Origin of the sequence: Streptomyces sp. NPDC085524 (assembly GCF_044541755.1) — a bacterium.
Taxonomy (GTDB): Bacteria; Actinomycetota; Actinomycetes; order Streptomycetales; family Streptomycetaceae; genus Streptomyces.
This window is the reverse complement of the sequence record NZ_JBITTH010000027.1, coordinates 114647-136115: the sequence shown is the minus strand read 5'-3', so window position 1 is coordinate 136115 and position 21469 is coordinate 114647. Positions and strand designations below refer to the sequence as shown.

Genomic DNA, 21469 nt, shown 5'->3' with positions numbered 1-21469 from the left:
TCAGCCACACCCAGCCCTCCCGGACCACCCAACACCTTACGGAGCGCCCTTGACAGGCCGGCCCGACACGGAAGGACCATGGGACTGACGGGAAAGCCCCAAGCCCTCTCCGATTCCGGCCGGCTCGGACCCCGCCACCACCCCCACCCCGCCCCCAGACAAGAGGGCAGGCGGGCAACCGCCACCCCGCCCGCGCGGCCCGCCGGCCCGCGCGGGGAGAAACCCCGCCCGCGTGCGCCCCTACTCCCCCCGACCCGGCGCCATGTCGTACGTGACCCACATGGTCCGCGTCGCCACCTGGTCGTACTTGGCGCGGGCCCGGTGGTTGTCGTCCGCGGTGATCCACCGCACCACGCTCCAACCCCGCTCCGCGGCCAGCTCCCGCAGGGCCCCGAGCAGCAGGTCGGCGGCGCCCGAACCGCGGTGTTCCGGTGCCACGAACAGGTCGTCGAGGAAGCAGCCGACCGTCGCGGACAGCGGCCGGGCGAAGGGGCGGTAGTGGGCCAGGCCGAGGAGCAGGCCGTCCGCGTCCTCGGCGACCAGGGCCCCGACCTCGTGGCCCGGGTCGTTCACCCACGACCACACCGTCTCGGCGGCCTCCTCCGTCTGCTCCACCTTGTAGAAGTCGGCGTAGCCCCGGTAGAGCGCGCGCCACTGGGCGAAGTCCTCGGGCCGGGCGGCGCGGACGTGGATGTCGGACATGTGGGAACCCCCGTGGTCGGCAACGATGTCACCGATCATGCGCCACCCGGGGGCCACCGCATTGCGCCGCGCTGTCGAATCCCCGCCCACGGGGACGCCACCACGGACCTTGCCGGTCAGGGCGCCAGGAACTCCGCCAGCAACCCGTCCAGCACATCGGGCCGTTCCAGGTGGACGTCGTGCCCCGCGCCCGGGACGCTGACGGCCACGGTCTCCGGGCGTCGCCGCAGCATCTCGCCGGCTTCCGCCCCGTCGACGATGCCGTTCTGGCCGATGACGGCGAGGGTCGGGCAGGCGACCCGCTCCCACTCCTCCCACCAGGAGCGCCGTGCGTTCTCCTCCAGCGAGCGGACCATGGTGCCGGCGTCGAAGCGCGGCCACCATCCGCCGTCCCGCTCTTCCAGTCCGGCCGCCCACCCCTCGCCGACCGGGCCGCCGCCGAGGAAGGCAACGGCCTCCTCCCGCGTGGGGAACGGCCTCGGCCAGGAGTCGAACCACCCGCCGATCTCGGAAAGGAGGTCCGGGCTCCCCTCCCCCGGTCCGGCCTCGACGAGCACGAGGGCGCGGACGCGCGCCGGGTGCGCGGCGGCGGCGAGCATCGCCGTGTGCCCTCCCAGCGACTGGCCGACCACGGCGAATCGGGGGCCCAGCTCGAGCTGGTCGGCGACGGCGAGGACGTCGGCGACGTAGGCGGCGCGGGAGACGTCCCCCGGGTGGCGTTCACTGGCGCCGTGGCCCCGCTGGTCGACGGCGACGACCCGGTGGCGGGAGCTCAGCTGCCGGGCTGCCGCGTCCCATTCACCCGCGTGCCCGGCCAGCCCGTGCAGCAGGACGACTGCCGGCCCGTCGCCGCCCCAGTCCCGGCAGGAGAGCCGTACCCCGTCCCGCACCACGATCCGCTCGGCCCACTCTGCGACGCGTCCGTTCGCATTGCCTTCCATGATCCCCCTCCCGATCCGACCCATCGGCCCATCGGCCCATCCGACCCATCCGAACGGTACCGACCGCCCACTTCGCGAACTGAGACCCCGGGGCTCGTAGGGTGGCGGGATACAAATAAGGACGAACCGCACCAAAGGACCCGCCGTGACCGAGCCGACGCCCACGCCGCCGCAGCCCGAGCCCGAGCAGCAGCCCGCCCCCCGGCCCCACTCCCCTTTCCCCCCGCCCCGGCGCGGGGCCGACTGGATGTTCGGCGGGGTGTACGGGACCGTGCTGGCCAGCGCACTGCTCGCCGCACTGGACCAGCAGGGCGGGGAGTACACCCCCTTCTACGACGCCAGCTGGGTCCTCGTGACGGCGGCCGCGGCCGGGCTCGCGCACGGCTACTCGCACCACATGACCACCCATCACCGCGGCTCCGCCGCGCACCGGTGGCACGTGCTCGTCCGGGCGCTGTGGAACGAGTGGCCGATGATCGTGGCCACCCTGCCCACCGTGCTGCTGCTGGTCGCGGCCGGGATCGCGGACTGGGACTCCCCGGGGGTGACCGCCGTCGGACTCGGCCTGAACACCGCGCTGCTCTTCGCCTGGGGCTCCTTCGTCGCGCTCCGGGTCGGCTACCGGATCGGCTCGTCACTGCTGATCGGTCTGGCCGACGCCACGATCGGCCTCGTCATCATCGTCGCCAACGCGGTCATCAAATAGCGGAGCCGAAACCGGCGGAAACCAAAGACCAAGGGCCAAGGGCCAAGGGCCAAGGGAGCACTCGACGAGCCCTCACCCAGCACTCGACGAGCCCTCACCCAGCCCTCACCCAGCCCCTCCGCAAGCCATCAGCCGCGAAGCTGCCCCTCCGCCTCCGCCAGGATCTCCGTCAGCCGCGCCCCGAACTCCGCGCCGCGCGGATCCGGCACCCCGGTGCGGCCCGCCGTGAGCAGCGCGTCCAGGGCCCGGCCGTACGCGCCCGGAACGTCGCTCCAGCCCGGCAGTGTGTGCACGCCCTCGGTGCCGCGCAGTTCCAGCCCCACCCCGGCGGCCTCGCGCGGGGCGCACAGGCTCAGGACGGCCGTGCTGGCCGCGCCGGAGCTGTGCCGCAGGGCCAGTTGGACCACGTCCGACGGGCCCCTGGTGGCGCTGACCGCGGTGACCTCGCCGAGGACCGGGATCAGTACGGACAGGGCGTGCGGGCCGACGTCCCAGAGCCCGCCCTTCTCCTTGCGCCACAGCGAGTCGGCGTACGCGCTCGGCGTGCCGTCGGGCGGGAAGACGGCGCCGAGCCAGTGGGCGGCCGCGGTGAACCAGCCTTCCCGGCCCGCCTGCTCGGCGACCCATCCGGCGGTGGGCTCGGCGAAGCGCAGCGTCAGGAAGACGACGGAGGCGACCCGGTGCCGCGCCACCGCATCGGCGACGGCCCGGGCGTCCTCCGGGGTGGTCGCGACGGGCTTGTCGAGCAGCAGGTGGCAGCCGGCCGCGGCGGCCCGCACGGCGAGCGGGGCCTGGACGTCGGGCGGCAGGGCGAAGGCCACGGCGTCACAGTCGGCGAACAGTGCGTCGGGGTCTTCGTACACCTTCACGCCGTACTCGCCCGCCAGCTCGGCGGCGGCTTCGGGCCGGCGGCCCCACACTCCGGCGAACTCGGACCCGGCGTGCGCGGCGAGGGCGGGGGCGTGGGTGCGGCGGGCCCAGGGGCCGGTGCCGAGCAGCCCAACCCTGGGGCGGGGGCCTGCGGCCGAGCTCAAATCAGACGAAATGCTCACGGGCCCAGTCTGCCCCACCCGGACGGACGCTCCGCCGCCAACCCGCGCGCAGCCCGCACAGCCCACCCGACCTGCGGCGTAAACCTCGGTAACACGGGGTTCACACATGGGCAACGGAAGGGAAATCGCGAGCGGGCACGCTGCGGTCATCACCGCAGCGCAGCAATGAAGCAGAGCAGCGGCCGGCACAGCACCCGCAGAGTCTGAGGATGGGGCCCGTGAGCTACAAGGCTGAGTACATCTGGATCGACGGCACCGAGCCGACGGCGAAGCTTCGCTCCAAGACGAAGATCCTGGCCGACGGCGACGCGCTGCCGATCTGGGGCTTCGACGGATCGAGCACGAACCAGGCCGAGGGCCACGCCTCCGACCGCGTGCTGAACCCGGTCTTCTCCTGCCCGGACCCGATCCGCGGCGGCGACAACATCCTCGTCCTGTGCGAGGTCCTGAACATCGACATGACCCCGCACGAGTCGAACACCCGCGCGCTGCTGCGCCCGATCGCCGAGAAGTTCGCCGCGCAGGAGCCGATCTTCGGCATCGAGCAGGAGTACACCTTCTTCGACGGCATCCGCCCGCTCGGCTTCCCGGTCGGCGGCTTCCCGGCCGCTCAGGGCGGCTACTACTGCGGTGTCGGCTCGGACGAGATCTTCGGCCGCGACATCGTCGAGAAGCACCTGGACCACTGTCTCGCGGCGGGCCTGAGCATCTCCGGCATCAACGCCGAGGTCATGCCCGGCCAGTGGGAGTTCCAGGTCGGCCCGGTCGGCCCGCTGGAGGTCTCCGACCAGCTGTGGATCGCCCGCTGGCTGCTGTACCGCACCGCCGAAGACTTCAACGTCTCCGCGACGCTGAACCCGAAGCCGGTGAAGGGCGACTGGAACGGCGCGGGCGCGCACACCAACTTCTCCACGAAGGCGATGCGCGAGGACTACCGCGCGATCATCTCCGCGTGCGAGGCGCTGGGCGAGGGCAGCAAGCCGCTCGACCACGTGAAGAACTACGGCGCGGGCATCGACGAGCGCCTGACGGGCCTGCACGAGACCGCCCCGTGGAACGAGTTCAGCTACGGCGTCTCGGACCGCGGCGCCTCGGTCCGCATTCCGTGGCAGGTGGAGAAGGACGGCAAGGGCTACATCGAGGACCGCCGCCCGAACGCGAACGTGGACCCGTACGTGGTGACCCGCCTGATCGTGGACACCTGCTGCACCGGCCTGGAGAAGGACGGCCTGGTCTGAACCCCGGCCCCCTGACACCGCCCGCCTGACCGTCTTCGACAACGCCCGCCGAGCCCTTGCCGCCCGGCGGGCGCCGTTGTCAGTGGCGCGTGCGACGGTGTCTCCATGTTGGCGATCAGGATCCAGACGGAGCGCGGCGAGTCCTACGAGCGGCCCGCGCTCGCCCTGTTGTCCGCGTTGGTGGAGCGCCTCGGCGCGGACGGGGACCACTTCGTCATCGTCGAGCGGATCGTCGAGGATCCGGACCGGTACATACAGGTCTGGCACGACGAGGGCGGGGAGTACCAACTGGAGCACCGGGACGGGTCGGCGGATCGCCACTTCCAGGTGCACCTGCCCACGTCCGCCGAGGTGGTGGAAGTGATGGCCCGCTGGGCTCGGCAGGAGAAGGGCTGGGACGCCGGCCCGACCTGGGTGCGGCTGGAGTTGGGCTGAGGGGCATTTACCCGGAATTCATGGGATGTTGGCGGCCGAATTTGAGATTCCGATCCACTACGTGAGACGGGGCCTGCCCCCGGGGGCGGGGGTCTGCTTGAATGGGGGCATGGCCAGCCATTCGTACACCTCGTCGGGTCGCAGCGACCTCGAGCCGTTCTGGCCGTCCCGTCAGGATCACGATTTCGACCGGGTGTGTTGCCGCGCGAAGAACGCGCCGGCCCTCTAAAGCCTCCGGGACCTCCCTTCTGAGCTGCCCCAGGCCTTCGGTCTGCGCGGAACGACACCGATGACGTACGCCACCACGCACGTCTCCCTGCCGACTCCTCCGCGTGAAAGAGCTGACCACTCATGGCTAACACCCGCTCCCTCGTCTCCGCCCCGGCCTCCGTTTCCGCCTCCGCCGCGACCTCTCCCCTGAGCTATCCGCCCAGTCCGCGCCACCGGTTGCGCGCCGTGGACCGGAACGAGGTGGCCCGCGTGGCGGATCTGCTTCCGCCCGGTGCCACCTGGCTCCCCGCGCCGCAGCACACCCTGCCGGCCCTGCCGGGGCAGCCGCCGATGATCGGCTACCTGGTGCTCGTGCCGGCCGACCAGCAGCCGCCGGTCGCCTTCGCCCCGCACGCCGTGGCGGGCCCGGCGCCCGTCCAAGCCCCCGACGCCGACGGCGACCGCGGCTCCGGCGACCCCCTGGTGCGCATCGACTCGGCGCAGCGCACGGCCGCCGTCGACGGGCAGGTGCTCGACCTGACGTACCTGGAGTTCGAGCTGCTGGCCCACCTGGTGAAGCACCCCCACCGGGTGCACAGCCGCGACCAGCTGGTGACCACGGTCTGGGGCTACGGGCACGTCGGCGACGGCCGCACCGTGGACGTCCACATCGCCCGCCTGCGCCGCAAGCTGGGCGCCGCCCACCGCAACGCGATCCAGACGGTCCGCCGGGTGGGGTACAAGTACGCCCCCTGACCGCCCCGATCGCCCTGCCGGGCCGGAGCGGCATGCGCGTGGGCCCGTACCCCCTCCCATCCGGAGGGGCTACGGGCCCACGGTCCGCTACCTCACGCGCCGCCGGCCCCGGCAGCCCCGGCAGCCGCCCGGCGTCGCGCCACGAGGCCCAGGGCGACGTCGATCACGAGGAACACCACCAGGCTGATGCCGAGCAGCGGGACGAACCAGCCGACCACGGCGGTCACCGCGGCCGCCGGCAGCAGCACGGCGACCGGCAGCTTCCGCGAGGCGCCGCGCGGCTGGGCGCGGCCGACGGACAGCGTGCGCTCCTTCGTCGGGCGGCGCAGCCACCACATCCGGTAGCCCCAGAAGACGAGGAACATCACGGCGACGGCGAGCGCGGCCAGCGCGATCTGGTTGGCGAGCCCGAAGGTCCTGCCCATGTGCAGGTCGATGCCGAAGCGGGTCATCTTGGCGAGCAGCGGGTAGTCGGCGAAGCGCAGTTCGTCGATGACCTCGCCGTCGGCGGGGTCGACGGCGACCGCGTCCAGGTGCACCGGCACCTGCTTGTCCTGCTCCTTGATCACGTACCCCTTGCCCTTGGCGGGCAGGGTGATGCGGAGTTCCTCGGTGACCCCCGCGGCTCGGGCGGCGGCCACGGCCTTGTCGAGGCCGATGTCCGCGGTGGGTGCTGCGGGCTGCATCTCCTCGCCGGGGCCCATGGTGTGGCCGGCGTGCTCTCCCCCGGCTACTGCTGGGAGGTGCCCCCTGCCGCCGTCGGCCGCACCGGCTCCCGGCTTCAGCTTGGCGGAGACGCTGGGGGTGGCGCCGCCGAGTCGGTCCTGGAGCTGCCCGATGTTCTCGCCGGCGTACTTCGACCAGGTCAGACCGGTGGCGGAGAGCACGACGAGCCCGGCGACGGACCAGAGTCCGACGGCCCCGTGCCAGGACAGGGTGCGGCGGCGGCCGGTGGCCGTCCGGTCCGGCAGGACGAGTTCGGCCCGGCGGCGCCGGCGACGGCCGATCCACAGGGCGAGTCCGCCGAGGGCGACGACCCACATCCAGCTCGCGGCCATCTCGCTGTAGTTCCGGCCGAACTCGCCGAGCTGGAGGCTCGAGTGGAACTCGCTCAGCCAGGCCCGCAGGGGCAGTGCGTCGCCGGACGTGGCGAGCTGTCCGCGCACCTCGGCCGTATACGGGTCGACGAAGACGGTGAGGGTCTCGCCCTCGGGGAGTCCCGGCTTCTCCATGATCACCCGGGTGGTGGCCTCCGCGTCGGGTCCGGGCCATACGGAGACGACCTCGCCCCCGGGCGCGGCGCTCTTGGCCGCCTCGACCTGGGCGCTGAGCGGCAGGGCGCTGTCGCCGACGCGGGAGACGGTCAGCTCGTCGGAGTAGAGGATCTTCTCGGCCTGCCAGGAACCGGCGTACAGCAGACCGGTGGCGGCGGCGAGGAACAGCAGCGGGGCGATCAGCAGGCCCGCGTAGAAGTGCATGCGCAGGAGCAGCGGCCGCAGGGCGGCCCAGCCGCTGCGGCTCCTCCTGGGTACGGCGGTGGTGTCGGGGTCGGCGTCCGGGGTGCGGACGTCCTGGGCCTCGTCAAGGGACATGTCGGTCCTAGGGTTGGGCGAAGACATGGGGAAGGCGGCCCCGGACGTGTCTCGCCTCGCCTCCTCCTTGCCGAGGAGCGCGCCGGTCAGGCGCGGGCGGGTCGGCCGGGGGCCGTGGTGCTGAACGCTCGGTACGCGGGCGGCCCCCGGCGGACCACGGCGTGGGCGTGCAGGGCGCCCCGCAGCCGGCGCGGCCGCTCGGACCGGGGCCGGGGCCGGGGGCCGGGCAGCGCCGGCAGGGCGACCGCGCGGGTGGCCGCGAGGGCGAACGCGCGGGCCAGCGGCCGGGCGGCGTGCAGGGCGGCGGCGCCGAGGGCGCGGGCCAGCCGGAAGACCACGGCCTCGCCGCGGGCCAGCCAGGCGGCGCAGAGCAGCCCGGCGAGCACGTGGGCGGCGATCATCCCGAGGCCCCCGTGCCCGGCCATGCCGGCCATGCCGTCGGCGACGGCGCTCATGTCGGCGACGCCGTGGGCTGCGGAGCCCATCGCCCCCGTGCCGTCGGCCAAGCCGGTGCCCGTGTCCGCGCCCATGTTCATGCTCATGTGCGGCATGTGGTGGTGCACGGGGGCGGGAACAGGAGCCGCGGCAGGGGCCGGCGCGGGAGCGGGCTCCGCCGCCCGGCTCCCGGAGAAGACGAGGTGCAGCACGCCCTGCACGGCGAGCAGCGCCGCGCTGATCCCGGCGGGACCCCGACGCCGTCCGGTGGCCGGCCAGGCGAGGGCGCCGGTCACCGCGAAGGCAGCCAGGAGTCCCGTGAGGGGGACGTCCGTGCCGGACATGTACGAATGCCCCACTGCACCCAAAGCGACGCACATCGCCGCGAATGTCGCGGCTCGTGTGGCGCGCATCGGCGCGGAGGTCATGAACATGGCCGGGACATGTTCGCACGGGGCCCGGTGGCGGCCGCGGGAGGGCTGTATCCGATCATGGAGCGGTGAATCCGATTCCCCTGGGAGTGGTGTACTCCGGCGGCGTCCAGCTCGGGGCGCACGCCCTGGACCGACTGGAACCGGCCGAGCGGGAGCGGCTGCTCCGGGACTGCTCGACGAATGTCGACAACCTCGCGGCCGGACGCTGGGAAACGCTGATGACCAGCGCGCTCGTCGTCGAGGAGCCCATGCCGCTGCCGTACGCGCTGCTGCTCGTCGCGGTGCTCGGATACGCCGAGTACGCGTACGGCGCCTGGTGGACGGCGGCGGTGTTCCTGTTCGGACACGCCGCGGCGACCCTCCTCGTGTACGGCGCCCTGCGCAGGACGACCGATCCGCACACCCGGAGCGCCCTGGACGTGGGGACCAGCTACGGATTCAACGCCGTACTCGGTGCGCTGACCTCGGCCCTGCCGCGCGGAGCGGTGCGCACGACCGCCCGGGCCGGGCTGCTGGCCCTCGCGGCGGCGCCCGTGATCAGGCGCGGCCGGACCTTCACGGACGCCGGGCATCTGGCGGCGCTGGGGATCGGCGTCGGGATCTCGCTGGTCCTCGATTGTCTTTCCGACGCGAAACATCGGAAAATTACACGAATCACCTCATAAGCGAGGTGACCACGTGAGCCACACGTGCCACCCGAGCCGTGCGCACCGCGTGCACCACACGCGCACATGCACACGCGCACGGTGCCCACCGCACGAACCAACCGCATACCGCCACCGCCGGAGCCGCCACGATGACCGCCTTGCCCTCCACCACCGTCGCCAACCTCCGCGACCTCGGTGGCACCCCGCTGTCCGGCGGCCGCACCGTACGCTCCGGCCTGGTCCTGCGCTCCGGCCAGCTCGACCGGCTCGACCTCGACGCCGACACCGCGGTGGCGTCCCTCGGCCTGACCACCGTCATCGACTTCCGCACCTCCGGCGAGCGCGCCGACCACCCCGACCGGGTTCCGGCCGGGGCGCGGGTGCTGATCAGCGACGTGCTGGCGGACAAGATGAACTCCGGCAAGATGCCTGCGGCCGTACAGCTCAAGCACCTGCTGTCGGACCCGGTGGTCGCCGAGGAGCAGCTCGGCGGCGGCAAGGCGCAGGCCCTGTTCGCCGACGTGTACCGGTCCTTCGTCACCACGGCCTCGGCGCAGGCCTCGTACCGGATGCTGCTCGAGGAGCTCGCCGACCCGCAGGCGGGCCCGCTGCTCTTCCACTGCACAGCCGGCAAGGACCGCACGGGCTGGGGCGCCACCGTCATCCTGTCGCTGCTCGGCGCGGACGACGAGACGCTGATGGCCGAGTACCTCTCCGTGAGCTCGGCGGTCAAGCAGGCCTTCGCCCCGATGATCGAGGGCTTCACCGCGGCCGGCGGCAACCCGGACATAGCGCTCGCCCTGATAGGCGTCTTCCCCTCGTACCTGGAGGCGGCGCTGGACGAGGTCGAGACGCGCTACGGCTCCATGGAGAAGTACGTGCGCGAGGGACTCGGCATCTCCGACGAGAAGGTCGAGGCGCTGCGCGCCCGGCTGATCGCCTGACGACGCAAGCGCACCCCGGGGGTGCCTCACTGCCTCCCGGCGGCGGCCCGGGCCCGTGGATCCCCGGGGCGGGGCGCCGCGGACCGGGCGCCCCGTGGCGCCCCGCCCGCGGGTGACCATCCGACCATTCGCTCGTTCTGCTGAACGTGACTGCGCCGGATACCGCCACCCGCCCCCCGTCTCCCGTGCCGCCCGACGTCGAGCAGGCCGAGGCCGCCATCGTCGAGCACTATCCGCGGCTGGTGCGGCTCGCCTACCTGGTGCTGCCCCCCGCCCTCGGCCGCAACCGGCGGGTGCTCACCGCCCACTCGCTGGCCCAGCGGGCGCTGCCGCGCGGGCGGCGGGACGCGGTGGCGGCCGCCGCGGCCGTGCAGGGCGGGGTCCCCGGGCAGCGGAACGGCGGGCCGGGCGACGCGGGGTACGCGTACGTACGGCTGCGCGTGCTGCGCGCCGCCCTCGAAGCCGGGATCCCGCTGACCTTCCGCGCCCTCCCGCGCCGCGCGCAGCTCCCGCCGCTGCTCCCCCAGGTGTGGGGGCTGCGCCTGTTCCCCCGCTCCGGCGGGGCCGAGGAGCTCGCCCTCGACCAGTGGCTGGCCACCCTGAACGGGCCCGGGCGGGCCGCCTGCGCGCTGCGGGCGCTGGAGCGGCTGCCGGAGCCGGAGGTGCTGCGGGTGCTCACCGAGGCCGGGGTCGCGGACCCGGCCGCCGCGGTCGCGGAGTCGGGGGACCCGGCGAACGACGCCCTCTTCGCCTCGCCCGAGTTCGACCCGTGCGTGCTCCAGGCCCGGCCCACCGACCTGCTGCGCCGACGCCGGCTGGTGCGGGCCGCGCTCGCCGCCGGGGCCGCGCTCGCGGTGTGCGGGGCGCTGCTCGCGCTGCCCGGCGGGGGCTGGGGCGCGGACGGCGCGGCCGCCCCCCTGTACTCCCGCAACGCCGCGGCCGAGCAGGCCCTGGACCCGGCGAAGCTGGTCCGGGCCGATCCCGCGCTCTGGCGGACCTCCTCCCGTACGGACTTCTCCACCTGGCCCGCCCGCGGCGACCGCGCCGCGGACTCCGCGCTGCTGCGGCGGGCGCTGGCCGTCTGGGCCCGGCCCGGGTCCACCGTCGTCGTCTCGGCCACCCCGGGCACGCCCGCCGGGCCGCCGATGGGCCCGGCGCAGCTGCTGTTCGCGGGCGCCGTCGACCAGGCCGTGGTGGTCCTGCTCTACGACGGCCTGCGCGTGGTCCGCTACGCCGAGCCGCGCACGGGGTCCGCGGGCGCCGCCCTGGACTTCGCCCGGACCGACGGGGCCTCGGCGGACACCGCGACCGCGCTGGTGCTCAGCCGGGTCGACGGCAACGTCCGCTACCTGACGGCGCCCTGGGTCACCGGCGCGGCCCTGCGGGACCTGCTCAAGCCGGGCGAGGCCCCGGTGACGCTGAAGCGGGCCCCGGACGGGGTGACCCCGCCGGTGCCGGGCCCCGCCCCCGCGGGCAGCTGTACGAGCTGGAACGCGCTGTCCCTGACCGGCGACGGCGCCACCCGGCTGATCACCGACCTCGGCGAGCTGACCCCGGCCCGGCTGACCTCGGGCGCACCGGGCGCGGAGCGCGACGTGACGGAGGGCGCGGAGCTCGCGGACTGGTCGCGGATCGCCTGCCTGCTGCCCTCGGTCCGCTCGCACGGGGTCCGTACGGTCAACGCCTGGACGTACGCGAAGCAGCCGCTGCCGGAGGGCGACGGCACGGCGACCTGGCTGTGCACGCGGGCCGAGACCTGGCAGGGCGCAGCGGACCGGGTGCAGGCGCAGTTCCTGACCCCGGGGGCCACGCTCGCCGCGCAGGCGGCCAAGGCGGAGGGGTCGGCGGCGTGCGGACCGCGGGAGCCGCGGGTGCTGGCGGGCGTGCTGTGGAAGTCCCGTGCGGGGCAGTGGTACGTACTGGCCGCGGGCAGCGCCCAGTTCGCGTCCCTGTCGGTGTCCGGCAGCGGGGTGAGCGGTTCCGCGAACGGCAACCGGCTGGCGGTGAAGGCCAAGGAGGGTGCGCAGGTGGACCTGTCGGGCAAGCTGACGGACGGGTCGAAGGCGGGAGTGCTGCGCTAGGGCGCCCCCGGGGGACGCCCTGCGGAGAAGGGTCCCTCCCCCCGGCTGCTGCCGGGAGGAGGGACCGGTGGCGGGGAGCGGCCGGGGAACTGCGCGTCGGTCAGGAGCCGGTGGGCAGTACCAGCTCCCCGGTGCCGCTCAGGCCGTCGACCGGGCCGGCGAGGGCGGACACGGTCTCGGGGGACTCCTCGATGCCGTCGGCCACCCCGACGGTGAGCGGGGAGGCCTTCAGGGCCTCGACGTTCCCGTGGTCCCCGATGCGGTCGAGGCCGAGGTCGTGGTGCGCCTGCCCGAAGACGTCGGCCGTTGCGGTCGCCGCGCCGGTCTTCTGCGGGGCCGCACCCGTGCCCGTGTCGGCGGAGGCCACGGGGGCGATGGCGGCCAGGGCGGCAGCGGTCGCGAAGCCGGTCACCAGCATGTTCTTGATCTTCATGCCGGGACCAACGAAGGTGCCGGTCTTACGTCACGCCCGCGTCAACCGCCCGGCTCCGCCCGCAGGAAGTGGGCGCAGAGGGCTTTTCCTCTCCGCTACCCATCAGTACATTGACGCCATGTCTAATACGCCGCTCGCGCCCGCCCCCGTGGCGTCGGAACACATAGACCTGAATCCCCGGAACGTGGCCTTCCGCTGGGAGGACACCCCGCTCCACTGGCTGCCGAACGACCCCTTCGCCGGGCACATGATCAACGTGCTGCACCTGCTGCTGCCCGCCGGCGAGCGGTGGTTCGTCCACGTCTACAAGCAGGTGCTCCCGCACATCACGGACGAGCGGCTGCGCGCGGACGTCATCGGCTTCATCGGCCAGGAGGCCATGCACGCCGCCGCCCACGACGACGTACTCCCCCACCTCAAGCGGCTGGACCTGGACCCGACCCCGTACACCGCGCAGGTGGACTGGCTCTTCGAGAAGCTGCTGGGCGACCGGACCCTGCCCCCGGGCAAGGCGCGCCACTGGTGGCTGATGGAGCGGGTCGCGATGATCGCGGCGATCGAGCACTACACCGCGTTCCTCGGCGACTGGGTGCTGAACGCGGACGAGCTGGACCGGCGGGGCGCCGACCCGATGATGCTCGACCTGCTGCGCTGGCACGGGGCGGAGGAGGTCGAGCACCGCTCGGTGGCCTTCGACCTCTTCATGCACGTCGACGGCAACTACCGTCGCCGGGCCCGAACCTGGGCCACCGCCTTCTCGGCGCTGGTCTTCCTGTGGCAGCGCGGGGTGCGCTTCTTCATGGAGAACGACCCCCACCTGGCCGACGGCAAGGCCTCCTTCGGCCAGTTCTTCCGGGCCGGCCAGCAGGGCGTGCTGCCCTCCACGGGCGCCATGCTGAAGTCGATCCCGAAGTACCTCTCGCGTACGTACCACCCCTCGCAGGAAGGCTCGACGGCGCAGGCGGTGGCCTACCTCGCCTCCTCCCCCGGAGCCAACGGCGGCCGCGCCCCGCAGGCCGCGCCCGCCGGGGTGACCGCATGAGGCGCGCCCTCGCCGTCACCGCCGTCGCCGGCGCCGCCTGGGCCGCCAAGCGCGCGCTGCACCGGCGGATCGGGAAGTCCCCGCTCTGGCCGCTGCCCGCCCTGGAGACCCCCGTCTCCGGCTACTCCCCGCGCCGGGCACTGCGCGCGCTGATCGTCGCCCGCAGCGAACCGGCCGCGGGCGTGCTGCGCCTCACCCTGGAGTCGCCCGAGCTGCCAGCCTGGGCCCCCGGCGCCCACGTGGACGTCACCCTGCCGTCGGGGCTGGTGCGCCAGTACTCCCTGTGCGGGGACCCGGCGGACCCGGGCCGGTACACGATCGCGATCCGGCTCGTCGAGGACGGCCGGGGCGGCTCCCGCGAGGCGCACGCCCAGCTGGTGGAGGGCGCCGAGCTGGAACTGCGCCCGCCGCGCAACCGGTTCGAGCTGGTCCCGGCGGCCTCGTACGCGTTCGTCGCGGGCGGCATCGGGATCACCCCGATCCTCCCGATGCTCCGGGCGGCCACCGCAGCGGGCGCCGACTGGACCCTGCTCTACGGGGGCCGCTCGCGCGCCTCGATGCCGTTCCTGGCCGAACTGGCGGCGTACGGGGACCGGGTCACGCTCGCCCCGCAGGACGAGACGGGCCTGCCCGACCTGTCGGTGCTCGCCGGCATCCGGCCCGGCACGCTCGTCTACTGCTGCGGCCCCGAGCCCCTGATGGCGGCCGTCACGGCGGCGGCCCCGGAGCCGGCGGCGGTGCACCTGGAGCGCTTCGCCCCGGCGGCGGCGCCCGGTCCCGCGAAGGCCTTCACGGTCGAACTGCACCGCTCGGGGCGCGAGATCGAGGTCGGCGCGGACGAGTCGGCCCTGGCCGCGGTCCGCCGGGAGCTGCCCGCCACCCCCTACTCCTGCGAGCAGGGGTTCTGCGGCACCTGCCAACACCGGGTGCTGGCGGGCGAGGTGGAGCACCGCGACGAGCTCCTCACCGACGGCGAGCGCGAGGACTCGATGCTGCTCTGCGTTTCGCGCGCCGAGGGGGACCGCCTCGTCCTGGACCTCTGACCGGTCCGAAGTAGGGTGTCCCGCATGACAACCGGCGTGCGGCGCAGGATGGGTGTCGAGGAGCGGCGGCAGCAGCTGATCGGGGTTGCCCTGGAGCTGTTCAGCCTCCGCTCGCCCGACGACGTGTCCATAGACGAGATCGCGGCGGCCGCGGGGATATCCCGGCCGCTCGTCTACCACTATTTCCCCGGCAAGCTGAGCCTGTACGAGGCCGCGCTGCGCCGGGCCGCCGACGACCTGGCGGCGCGCTTCGACGAGCCCCGGGAGGGGCCGCTCGGGGCCCGGCTGCTGCGGGTGATGGGGCGGTTCTTCGCCTTCGTCGACGAGCACGGGCCGGGTTTCTCGGCGCTGATGCGGGGCGGTCCCGCGGCCGGGAGCAGCCGCACCAACGCCATGATCGACGAGGTCCGGCAGGCCGCGTACGAGCAGATCCTGACCCATCTGGGCATCGGGGTCGAGGATCCGCCGGCCCGCCTCGAACTCGTCGTGCGGTCCTGGGTGTCGCTCGCCGAGTCCACCGCGCTGATCTGGCTGGACGGGCGCCGTATCCCGCGCGCCGAGCTGGAGTTGCAGCTGGTGCACGATTTCGCCGCGCTGGCCGCGGTGAGCGCCGCGTACGACGCGGAGATGGCGGGGATCCTCGTACGGATCCTGGCGGACGAACCGGCCGACGGGCCCTTCGGGGAGCTGGTCGGGCGCCTGGCGCTGCTGGTTCCGGGCACACCCGCCCCGTGATGATCTTGTGGAGTCCCCTCCCTTTCCACCGATAATGCCCGCGTGATCATTGACGACGGGATCTTGTTCCGGCAGGCCGTGGAGAAGGACGCCGGCACCCTGGTTGCCCTGTACGACCGGGCGGCGCGGTGGATGCGGGCCAACGGGATCGACCAGTGGAAGCCCGGCGACAAGGACGCCGACCACTTCCGCGCGCGGATGCGCGACGGGGAGGTGTGGCTCGCCGGGGACTCCGACGGGCGGGTGATCGGCGCGTACGAGCTGTGGTGGTCCGACGAGGAGGCCTGGGGCGTGCAGCCGCCCGTGGCGGGCTACGTGCACCGGCTGATGGTGGAACGCGAGGCCGCGCCCGCCGGATCCGGGCGCCGCATGCTCGAACACGCCGAGCGGCGGATCGCGGGGACCGGACGGGAGCGGGCGCGGCTGGACTGCGTCTCCACCAACCCCCGGCTGCTCGCGTACTACCAGGGCGCGGGCTACCGGGTGGTCGGGGAGTTCCCCCACAAGGAGGGGAAGGACGGCAGGGTCTACGGGGTGATCCTGCTGGAGAAGCGGCTGGACCGGCTCACCGCCGTGTGAAGACCGCGACGGTGCGGGCGGGGACGGTGAACTCTCCTGTCTTCGTGTCGTACGCGGACCGCTTGGCCGTGGCGTCGGAGCCGGCGGCCTGGACGGGGTGCAGGGTGTAGGCGGTCCCCGCGAGGCCGGGGACGCGCTGGGGCTGCGCGGCGGGGGTGGCGTTGAACACCACCACGAGGTCCCCGAGGGCCATGGTGATCACGCCCGGGGTCTCGTCCTTGCCGGACAGCGGGAAGGCGAGCCGGCTCTGGACGGCCTCCGCCGTGGTGAGGGCGAAGGCGGGTTCCGTCGTACGGATCCTCAGCAGGTCCCGGTAGGCCGCCGAGGCGGCGGTGATGTCCGGGCAGCCCGGTGCCGGTGCCGTGAGGAGCGGCTTGGCGTGGACCCACTTCGAGGCGTTGTCGGCGGCCGGGGGCAGCCCGCGGCCGAAGCCGTTGCCGTCGCGGCAGTCCCAGTGGACGGCGTTGAACCAGTCGCCGCTGTCGTAGGAGTTGCGGTCCAGGGACTTGGAGCGGAGCAGGTCCGTGCCCGCCTGGGAGAGGGCCGGGCCCTGGGAGAGGGCGGCCGTCGCCATGGCGAGGACCTGCATGCGGGCCCGGTCGGCGGTGCTGGTGCCGGTGGGCAGCTTGTAGGCGAGGGCGTCGTACAGGGACTCGTTGTCGTGGGCGTCCGCGTAGGCGAGGGCGTCGCCGGGGGCGGCCGCATAGCCGGCCGGGGCGCCGTTGTAGTCCAGCTCGGAGCCCTTGATCCGGCGGCCGGTGGTGTCGGTGAAGGCGTACGGGGCGAGGTTGCCGGACAGCCCCACCTTGATCAGGTCCTGGTCGTGCAGGAGCCGGGCCTTCTGCTCGGCGGGGGTGCCGTTGGCGGGGGACGCGTTCGGGTCGGTGAACAGGCCCGAGGCGAAGCCCTGCACGCGCGGGTCCTCGTCGAAGGGGCCGCCGCCGCGGACCGCGTCGCGCGCCCGGTCGGAGAAGGTGGCGATGCCGGTGCCGGCCATGTTCTTCTGCGTGGCCTGCACGAAGCGGGCGTCGTCGGCGACCTCGCCGAAGTTCCAGCCCTCCCCGTAGAGGACGATCTTCTTGCCGTCGACCCCGTCCTTGGCGGGGGTGAGGGCGTCGAGGGCTTCCCGGACGGCGAGGATGTTGGCCTTCGGGTGGTGGCCCATGAGGTCGAAGCGGAAGCCGTCGACCTTGTACTCCTTCGCCCAGGTGACGACGGAGTCGACGACGAGGCGGCCCATCATGGCGTTCTCGGGGGCGGTGTTGGCGCAGCAGGTGGAGTTGGCGACGCTGCCGTCGGCCAGCAGGCGCTGGTAGTAGCCGGGGACGATGCGGTCGAGGACCGACTTGTCGGACTGTCCCGCGGCCACGGTGTGGTTGTAGACGACGTCCATGACGGTGCGCAGCCCGGCCCCGTTCAGGGACTGCACCATGCGGCGGAACTCGACGGTGCGGGCCGTGCCGTTCGGGTCGCTCGCGTAGGAGCCCTCGGGGACCGTGTAGTGCAGCGGGTCGTAGCCCCAGTTGTAGGCGTCCTTGGCGGCCGCGGCGGCCACGCAGGCCTGCTGCTGGTCGGAGTCGGGCGCGTACACCTTGAGGTCGCAGGCCGGTTCGGTGCGGTCGGCGGCCTTCTCGGGGATGGTCCCGATGTCGAAGGCCGGCAGGAGGTGGACGTACGAGGTCCCGGCGCCGGCCAGGTCGCGCAGGTGCCGCATGCCCGCCGAGCCGCTGTCGGTGAAGGCCAGGTACTGGCCGGGGTGGCCGGTGGTGCGGTCCGCGACGGAGAAGTCGCGGATGTGGAGCTCCTGGATCTGCGCGGAGGAGAAGGGGACGGGTGCTGGCTTGCGCAGCTGCTTCCAGCCGGGCGGGGCGAGCTTCGGGTCGGCGAGGTCGACGACCAGGCTGTGGGTGGAGTCCGCGGTGAGGGCGGTGGAGTAGGGGTCGGTGACCAGGTTGCGGACGACCTGGCCGGTGCTGGGGGCCCACACGGTGACGGCGTAGCGGTAGCGCTTGCCGGTCCAGTCGCGGTCGCCGCGCACGGACCAGACGCCGGTGGCGTCGTCGCGGTGCATGGCGACGGTACGGGAGCCGCCGTCGAGTTCCAGGGAGACCTGGCGGGCGGTGGGGGCCCACACGGAGAGGGTGGGGCGCCCGTCCTTGAAGACCGGCCCGAGGGGGGCCGTGTTGGCGTACAGGTCGTCCAGTACCCCGGCGAGCTGCACGCCGGTCGCGGCCAGGGCGGCCCCGTTCGCGGCGCGGGCGCTCGCGACGAGCTGCCCGCGCAGGGCGTCGCGCACGCGGTCCCGGTCGCGGGGGTCGACGGTGAAGGCGGCGTACGAGGCCAGGTGCGGGAACTTCTGCTTCTGCGCGGCGGTGAGCTCGGCCTTCGTGAGGCGCAGCCACTGGGCGCCGCCCTCCTGCAGGGTTCCGTTCGCGGCCTTGACCGCGCCTTCGCGGGAGGCGAGGAGCTGCACGGAGGCCGCGGAGGCGGGGGCGTTCCAGGCGAGGGTGTCGCGGTCGATCCACACGGCCTGGGCCTTGGTGAGGTCCAGGGCGGCGGAGGAGCCCGCGGGCTGCGGGAGGAGGTACTTCTCCTTGCCGCCGAGCATCCAGACCTCGTGGCCGTTGGCCTTCAGGTCCAGGGACTGGTCGGAGGGGAGGTCCTTCTCGTCGCCCTTGTGGAGGATGTAGCTCAGGGAGGTCGCACCGGCCCCGAGCGGCACCTCGTACACCGCGCCGTAGGAGTCGGTGCGGACGGGCATCAGCGGCTTGGACCAGTCGGTGGGGTTCGCCGCGCCCGCCCAGACGTGCAGGCCCCAGCCGTCGTAGGCGCCGTCGGGGCGCTGGTAGTGCAGGACGGCCTTGGCGGTGTCCTGGGGCGGGTAGGCGGGCCGGTCGGTGCGGGCGGGTTCCTTGCCCTGCTCCAGCCAGATCTCGCCGGTCTTCGTGACGTCGATGGTGCGGTCGGCGGAGACGTCCTTGTTGCCGTCCTTGTCGATGACGAGGTAGCCGACGGAGGAGGCGCCGGGCTTGAGGCGCACGTAGGCGAAGGCCCCGTAGGCGTCGCGGCCGGTGAAGCCGTGGCCGGCGGGCCAGGGGGTCTGCTCGCCGTCGGCGATGTCGCCCCAGGCGTAGAGCCGCCAGTTCGTGTAGTCGCCGTCGGGCCGGTTGTAGTGGACGACGGCGTAATCGCGCTGGGTGGCGGTGGGCACCGGGGCGGGCGGGGCCTGGCCGGTGACCGACTCGGCGAGCGCGCTCGCGGTGCGGCCGGCGGAGTCGACGGCGACGGCCTTGTAGCGCAGGGCGGTACCGGCGGGCGTCGTGGCGTCGACGGACTGGGTGACCTTGTAGGGGGCGTGGTCCGCGGAGCCGAGGACCTGCCACCTGCCGTTGCCGGTCTGGGCCGCGAAGACGACCCGGGCGAGGGCGCCGGGGCCGTCGCCGGTCACGTCGGCGGAGAGCTCGACGGTTCCGGTGGCGCCGGGGGCCGGGGCCTTGAGGGTGAGGGCGGGCTTGGCGGCGGGGGCGGGGAGGGGGGTGGCGCCCTGGAGCACCACGGATCCGAAGGCGGGGACGGAGACGGTGAGCCGGCCGGCGGCGGAGGCCCAGACCGCGGAGGTGCCGGCGCCGCCGTACAGGGCGCGGTACTGGGCACCGGCCGGGGCGCCGATCTCGACGGTCCTGGCCTCGGGCCCGTTGTTGGCGGCGACGAGGTACTCGGTGCGGGTGCGCGCGTCGGTCCGGGCGAAGGCGTAGACCGATCCGTCGGCGAGGCGCTCGCTCTGGATGCCGTCGCGCAGGGCGGGGTGGTCCTTCACCAGCTTCGAGAGAGCACTGATCTGCTTGTAGAGCGGGTGGCCTTGATCGTAGGCATCGCTCGCGTGCGTGCGCGCCGTTCCGAGTTGGTCGTCGTCGAGGTAGTCGGCGACCTTCGTCGCGAACAGCGGCTGCCGGGCGTCCTTGTCGCCTCCGGCGCCCGTGAAGCCCTGCTCGTCACCGGAGTAGATCACCGGGTTGCCCCGGGAGAAGAACATCAGCTCGTTGGCGAGCCGGTAGCGGTCGAGCAGTTCCTGCTCCCCCGCCGCCGGCCGGTCCTGCTTCAGGAAGGTCCCGAAGCGGCCCATGTCGTGGTTGCCGAGGAAGGTCACCTGCTCGTAGGCGTTGGCCTTGTCGGTGGTGTACCGGTAGTCGTCCCCGAGCACGGCGGCCAGCCGCGCGGCGCCCGCGCCCTGGGAGGCGTACGCGCGGATCGCGTCCTGGAGCGGGAAGTCGAGGGTGGCGTCGAGCCGTCCGCGCGTCACGTACGGGGAGGTGACGGCGGTGTCGGCGGAGTAGACCTCGCCGAACATGAAGAAGTCGTCCCGGCCGCGCTTGGCCGCGTACTTGTCGAGGGCGGTCGCCCACTGGGTCCAGAACCCGGTGTCGACGTGCTTGACGGTGTCGATCCGGAAGCCGTCGATGTCGAAGTCGTCGACCCACTTCTCGTAGATCTTCTCCATCCCGCTGACGACCTCGGGACGCTCGGTCCACAGGTCGTCGAGGCCGAAGAAGTCGCCCTGCTCGGAGGACTCCCCGGCGAAGGTGGAGTCGCCGCGGTTGTGGTACATCGTCGGGTCGTTGAGCCAGGCGGGCGCCTTGAGGTTCTTCTTGGCCTCGGGCACGAACGGGGTCCGCGGGAAGGACTCCCCGTCGACCTTGGGGAACTTCCCCTTCCCGTCGGCGTAGTCGGAATCGTCGAACGGCACCCCGTCCTTCGTCAGGTACGGGAAGGCACCCTTCGACAGGTACGAGTACGAGGCCTCCCGGTAGTCGACGACGTCGGCGGTGTGGTTGGTGATGACGTCGAAGAAGACCTTCATCCCCTTCCCGTGCGCCTTCTCGATCAGCCGCTCCAGATCGGCGTTGGTCCCGAAGTGCGGGTCGACCTGGGTGAAGTCGGTGATCCAGTAGCCGTGGTAGCCGGCCGAGACGTCGTTCCCCTTGCCCTGCACCGGCTGGTTCTTGAAGATCGGCGCCATCCAGATGGCGGTGGTGCCGAGCCCCTTGATGTAGTCGAGCCGGTCGGTGAGCCCCTTGAGGTCGCCGCCCTGGTAGAAGCCCTTGTCCGTCGGGTCCAGTCCGGTCTCCAGCCGGCTGCCGGTCAGTCCGCCGCGGTCGTTGCGCGGGTCGCCGTTCGCGAACCGGTCCGGGAGGACGAAGTAGAACTGCTCCCGGGTCAGGTCGTGCCGGGCCGGTTCGGCGGCGAGTTTCGCGTCCGGGGGCGGGGCGGGGGGCAGGGCTGTGGCGGCCGCGGCCGGGAGCGCGGGCAGGAGGGTCACGGCCAGGGCGGCGGCGAGGGCTCCTGCGGCAGGGCGTATCAAGGCGGATCTCCTTGTGTACGTATCGCACGGACAGCGCATGGACAGCGCATGGCATCGCATGGATGAGGGCCGCCCGGCGGTGGCGGGGAGGATGGTGCCGGGCGG

At 73.4% G+C, this 21469-nt stretch carries 18 protein-coding genes; 11 read left to right on the top strand and 7 right to left on the bottom strand.

Annotated elements, in window-relative coordinates; translation table 11 throughout:
• Positions 1-240: 240 nt before the first annotated feature.
• Positions 241-702 (bottom strand): GNAT family N-acetyltransferase, encoded by a 462-nt coding sequence (locus tag ACIGFK_RS33335; protein ID WP_376661896.1) that lies wholly within the window; start codon positions 700-702, stop codon positions 241-243.
• A gap of 116 nt (positions 703-818) precedes the next feature.
• Positions 819-1643 (bottom strand): alpha/beta fold hydrolase, encoded by an 825-nt coding sequence (locus ACIGFK_RS33330; protein ID WP_376661897.1) that lies wholly within the window; start codon positions 1641-1643, stop codon positions 819-821.
• A gap of 145 nt (positions 1644-1788) precedes the next feature.
• Between ACIGFK_RS33330 and ACIGFK_RS33325 the strand changes: the two genes are divergently transcribed.
• The gene (locus ACIGFK_RS33325; protein ID WP_376661898.1) at positions 1789-2349 is read left to right on the top strand and encodes a hypothetical protein; all 561 of its coding nucleotides are present in this window, start codon (positions 1789-1791) and stop codon (positions 2347-2349) included.
• A gap of 128 nt (positions 2350-2477) precedes the next feature.
• Here the strand turns inward: ACIGFK_RS33325 and ACIGFK_RS33320 are convergent, their stop codons facing one another.
• Positions 2478-3395, bottom strand: a complete 918-nt coding sequence (locus tag ACIGFK_RS33320; protein WP_400054793.1) for a Gfo/Idh/MocA family protein — start codon at positions 3393-3395, stop codon at positions 2478-2480.
• Positions 3396-3619: 224 nt separating this feature from the next.
• Between ACIGFK_RS33320 and glnII the strand changes: the two genes are divergently transcribed.
• The 3 genes from glnII to ACIGFK_RS33305 all read left to right on the top strand — a co-directional run bounded on the left by glnII (position 3620) and on the right by ACIGFK_RS33305 (position 6040).
• Positions 3620-4639, top strand: coding sequence for a glutamine synthetase (gene glnII / locus ACIGFK_RS33315; RefSeq protein WP_376661899.1), 1020 nt, complete (start codon positions 3620-3622; stop codon positions 4637-4639).
• Between the two features lie 105 nt (positions 4640-4744).
• On the top strand, positions 4745-5074 hold the full coding sequence (locus tag ACIGFK_RS33310; RefSeq protein WP_376661900.1) for a hypothetical protein: 330 nt from the start codon (positions 4745-4747) through the stop codon (positions 5072-5074).
• Between the two features lie 351 nt (positions 5075-5425).
• Positions 5426-6040 (top strand): winged helix-turn-helix domain-containing protein, encoded by a 615-nt coding sequence (locus ACIGFK_RS33305; RefSeq protein ID WP_386467601.1) that lies wholly within the window; start codon positions 5426-5428, stop codon positions 6038-6040.
• A 92-nt stretch (positions 6041-6132) separates the two neighbouring features.
• On the opposite strand, the gene ACIGFK_RS33300 is transcribed toward ACIGFK_RS33305, so the two are convergent.
• Complete coding sequence (locus tag ACIGFK_RS33300) at positions 6133-7632, bottom strand: PepSY-associated TM helix domain-containing protein (protein WP_400054790.1); 1500 nt, start codon at positions 7630-7632, stop codon at positions 6133-6135.
• Positions 7633-7718: 86 nt separating this feature from the next.
• On the bottom strand, positions 7719-8411 hold the full coding sequence (locus tag ACIGFK_RS33295; RefSeq protein ID WP_400054789.1) for a hypothetical protein: 693 nt from the start codon (positions 8409-8411) through the stop codon (positions 7719-7721).
• A 155-nt stretch (positions 8412-8566) separates the two neighbouring features.
• Here ACIGFK_RS33295 and ACIGFK_RS33290 point away from each other — a divergent pair, with 155 nt between their 5' ends.
• From ACIGFK_RS33290 to ACIGFK_RS33280, 3 genes are all read left to right on the top strand, one after another.
• Positions 8567-9166, top strand: a complete 600-nt coding sequence (locus tag ACIGFK_RS33290; RefSeq protein WP_400054788.1) for a rhomboid-like protein — start codon at positions 8567-8569, stop codon at positions 9164-9166.
• Positions 9167-9297: 131 nt separating this feature from the next.
• Complete coding sequence (locus ACIGFK_RS33285; protein ID WP_376660382.1) at positions 9298-10092, top strand: tyrosine-protein phosphatase; 795 nt, start codon at positions 9298-9300, stop codon at positions 10090-10092.
• A 146-nt stretch (positions 10093-10238) separates the two neighbouring features.
• Positions 10239-12173: a hypothetical protein gene (locus tag ACIGFK_RS33280; RefSeq protein ID WP_376660381.1), complete on the top strand. Its 1935-nt coding sequence runs from the start codon at positions 10239-10241 to the stop codon at positions 12171-12173.
• 100 nt (positions 12174-12273) lie between these two features.
• Here the strand turns inward: ACIGFK_RS33280 and ACIGFK_RS33275 are convergent, their stop codons facing one another.
• Positions 12274-12606, bottom strand: a complete 333-nt coding sequence (locus ACIGFK_RS33275) for a hypothetical protein (protein WP_376660380.1) — start codon at positions 12604-12606, stop codon at positions 12274-12276.
• Positions 12607-12724: 118 nt separating this feature from the next.
• On the opposite strand from ACIGFK_RS33275, the gene ACIGFK_RS33270 reads away from it, so the two are divergent.
• From ACIGFK_RS33270 to ACIGFK_RS33255, 4 genes are read left to right on the top strand one after another with little or no spacing between them, the layout of a single operon-like run.
• The gene (locus tag ACIGFK_RS33270; protein WP_376660379.1) at positions 12725-13648 is read left to right on the top strand and encodes a metal-dependent hydrolase; all 924 of its coding nucleotides are present in this window, start codon (positions 12725-12727) and stop codon (positions 13646-13648) included.
• Positions 13645-14691, top strand: a complete 1047-nt coding sequence (locus ACIGFK_RS33265) for a PDR/VanB family oxidoreductase (RefSeq protein ID WP_400054787.1) — start codon at positions 13645-13647, stop codon at positions 14689-14691. The genes ACIGFK_RS33270 and ACIGFK_RS33265 overlap by 4 nt, the downstream gene beginning before the upstream one ends.
• Before the next feature lie 24 nt (positions 14692-14715).
• Positions 14716-15426 carry a TetR/AcrR family transcriptional regulator gene (locus ACIGFK_RS33260; protein WP_376660377.1) on the top strand — a complete coding sequence of 237 codons (711 nt, stop codon included), beginning with the start codon at positions 14716-14718 and terminating at the stop codon, positions 15424-15426.
• Positions 15427-15468: 42 nt separating this feature from the next.
• On the top strand, positions 15469-16005 hold the full coding sequence (locus tag ACIGFK_RS33255; protein ID WP_376660376.1) for a GNAT family N-acetyltransferase: 537 nt from the start codon (positions 15469-15471) through the stop codon (positions 16003-16005).
• Here the strand turns inward: ACIGFK_RS33255 and pulA are convergent.
• Entirely contained in the window at positions 15992-21403 is a 5412-nt protein-coding gene (gene pulA / locus ACIGFK_RS33250) for a pullulanase-type alpha-1,6-glucosidase (RefSeq protein WP_400054785.1), read from the bottom strand. The two genes, ACIGFK_RS33255 and pulA, sit on opposite strands and share 14 nt — an antisense overlap.
• Positions 21404-21469 lie beyond the last annotated feature (66 nt).

Excerpts from the sequence above, each read along its gene's own strand:
- ACIGFK_RS33285 (WP_376660382.1), top strand. The coding sequence starts at position 9,298 with ATGACCGCCTTGCCCTCCACCACCGTCGCCAACCTCCGCGACCTCGGT.
- ACIGFK_RS33305 (WP_386467601.1), top strand. The coding sequence starts at position 5,426 with ATGGCTAACACCCGCTCCCTCGTCTCCGCCCCGGCCTCCGTTTCCGCC.
- ACIGFK_RS33265 (WP_400054787.1), top strand. The coding sequence starts at position 13,645 with ATGAGGCGCGCCCTCGCCGTCACCGCCGTCGCCGGCGCCGCCTGGGCC.
- ACIGFK_RS33330 (WP_376661897.1), bottom strand. The coding sequence starts at position 1,643 with ATGGAAGGCAATGCGAACGGACGCGTCGCAGAGTGGGCCGAGCGGATC.
- pulA (WP_400054785.1), bottom strand. The coding sequence starts at position 21,403 with ATGCGCTGTCCGTGCGATACGTACACAAGGAGATCCGCCTTGATACGC.
- ACIGFK_RS33335 (WP_376661896.1), bottom strand. The coding sequence starts at position 702 with ATGTCCGACATCCACGTCCGCGCCGCCCGGCCCGAGGACTTCGCCCAG.
- ACIGFK_RS33270 (WP_376660379.1), top strand. The coding sequence starts at position 12,725 with ATGTCTAATACGCCGCTCGCGCCCGCCCCCGTGGCGTCGGAACACATA.
- ACIGFK_RS33275 (WP_376660380.1), bottom strand. The coding sequence starts at position 12,606 with ATGAAGATCAAGAACATGCTGGTGACCGGCTTCGCGACCGCTGCCGCC.
- ACIGFK_RS33260 (WP_376660377.1), top strand. The coding sequence starts at position 14,716 with ATGACAACCGGCGTGCGGCGCAGGATGGGTGTCGAGGAGCGGCGGCAG.
- ACIGFK_RS33300 (WP_400054790.1), bottom strand. The coding sequence starts at position 7,632 with ATGTCCCTTGACGAGGCCCAGGACGTCCGCACCCCGGACGCCGACCCC.
- ACIGFK_RS33310 (WP_376661900.1), top strand. The coding sequence starts at position 4,745 with ATGTTGGCGATCAGGATCCAGACGGAGCGCGGCGAGTCCTACGAGCGG.
- ACIGFK_RS33295 (WP_400054789.1), bottom strand. The coding sequence starts at position 8,411 with ATGTCCGGCACGGACGTCCCCCTCACGGGACTCCTGGCTGCCTTCGCG.